The 1,698-nt window shown below is 75.1% G+C and carries 2 protein-coding genes; both read left to right on the forward strand.

Annotated elements, in window-relative coordinates; all coding sequences use genetic code 11:
- The first annotated feature begins 149 nt into the window (after positions 1 to 149).
- Positions 150 to 761 carry a bifunctional 4-hydroxy-2-oxoglutarate aldolase/2-dehydro-3-deoxy-phosphogluconate aldolase gene (gene eda, locus DQW85_RS23415; protein WP_113702242.1) on the forward strand — a complete coding sequence of 204 codons (612 nt, stop codon included), beginning with the start codon at positions 150 to 152 and terminating at the stop codon, positions 759 to 761.
- Between the two features lie 187 nt (positions 762 to 948).
- Positions 949 to 1,698, forward strand: a 750-nt coding sequence (locus tag DQW85_RS23420) for a serine/threonine-protein kinase (RefSeq protein ID WP_162795285.1), incomplete at its 3' end; no start/stop codon positions are given.

Genomic DNA, 1,698 nt, shown 5'->3' on the forward strand with positions numbered 1-1,698 from the left:
AGGGCCCGGCCCGCGCCGGCCGGCCTGTGACGCCGTGGCTGGCCGGTGAGGCCGGTGACGGCGACGCCGTGGCGGGCCCGCGCCCACGCGTTGGACACGACCGAAGACGACCACGCCCCCGACCAGGGGAATGAGGAGAAGAACCACCCATGAGCCTGCTCGACCTCGCCCCCGTGATCCCCGTCGTGGTGATCGACGACGTCGACACCGCCGTGCCGCTGGCGCGGGCGCTCGTCTCCGGCGGCCTGCCGGCCATCGAGGTGACGCTCCGTACGGACGTCGCCCTGGAGGCGATCCGCCGCATCGCCGCCGAGGTGCCCGGGGCCGTGATCGGCGCCGGGACCGTCCGCACCCCCGGTGACGTCGCGGCCTCGCTGGACGCCGGCGCGACCTTCCTGGTCAGCCCCGGCACCACCCTGTCGCTGGTGGAGGCGATGGACGCGAGCGGGGCCCCCTACCTGGCCGGCGCGGCGACGGCGTCCGAGGTGATGGCGCTGGCGGAGCGGGGGCTGAAGGAGCTGAAGTTCTTCCCCGCGGAGGCCGCGGGCGGCGTGCCGTACCTGAAGTCGCTGGCCGGGCCGCTCCCGGACGTCCGGTTCTGCCCGACGGGCGGCATCCGGCCGTCCACCGCGGCCGACTACCTCGCGCTGCCGAACGTGGGCTGCGTGGGCGGCACTTGGCTGACCCCGGCCGACGCGGTCGCGGCGGGCGACTGGAGCCGCGTGGAGAAGCTGGCCTCCGAGGCCGCCGCCCTCCGCTGACGCCACGCGGACGCCCGGGGCCTCTGGCGGCGCGCGGCCGGGGACCGTGGGTGCCCGTACGAGCCGAGGGTGTCACGTCGCCAACGGGCGGGCCCTTCCTCCGTTAGAGTCTGGGGTGGAAAAGGGCATGCCGGGCGGAGGATCGGTCGGTTGAGGCGCGGATGACGAGGGCGAGAGGACAGCGACGTTGGGGCAGCAAGGCCGCTCCGCGGGCACTCCGCTGACGCCCGAGGATCCGCCGGCGGTCGGCCCCTACGAGCTGGTCAGCCGCCTTGGTTCGGGCGGGATGGGCACCGTCTACCTGGCGCGCGCCGCCGACGGCGCGCAGGTGGCGCTCAAGGCGATCCGCCGCGACTACACCGCCGATCCGGTCTACCGGGCGCGCTTCCACGAGGAGGTCTCCAACGCCCGCAAGGTCGCCTCGTTCTGCACCGCCCGGGTGCTCGACCACGGCGAGGACGACGGAGTGCTCTACCTCGTCACCGAGTACATCGACGGCGTCTCGCTCGAAGACCACCTCATCCAGCACGGGGCGCTGTCACCCTCCGTGCTGCACTCGGCGGCGGTGGGCGTGGCGGCGGCACTCACCGCGATCCACGCGGCCGGGCTGGTCCACCGGGACCTCAAGCCCGCCAACGTGATGCTGACGCTGGCCGGTCCGCGCGTGATCGACTTCGGGCTGGCCCGTTCGACGCACGTGGCGTCCCGCCACACCAACGCCGGGATGGTGATGGGCACGCCCGGCTGGATCGCTCCGGAGCAGGTGTTCGAGGGGCGGACGAGCCCGGCCGGCGACGTGTTCGCGTGGGGCTCGCTCATCGCGTACGCGGGGCTGGGCGGGCACCCGTTCGGCGAGGGCGACGCCTACGTGATGGCGGCCCGCGCCCGCACCGCGCCGCCCGACCTGCGCGGGCTGCCCGCGCCGCTCGACCGGCTG

Origin of the sequence: Nonomuraea lactucae (assembly GCF_003313395.1) — a bacterium.
In the GTDB taxonomy this organism is placed as follows: Bacteria; Actinomycetota; Actinomycetes; order Streptosporangiales; family Streptosporangiaceae; genus Nonomuraea; species Nonomuraea lactucae.

Coding starts and splice junctions, on each gene's coding strand:
- eda (WP_113702242.1), top strand. CDS start 150: ATGAGCCTGCTCGACCTCGCCCCCGTGATCCCCGTCGTGGTGATCGAC.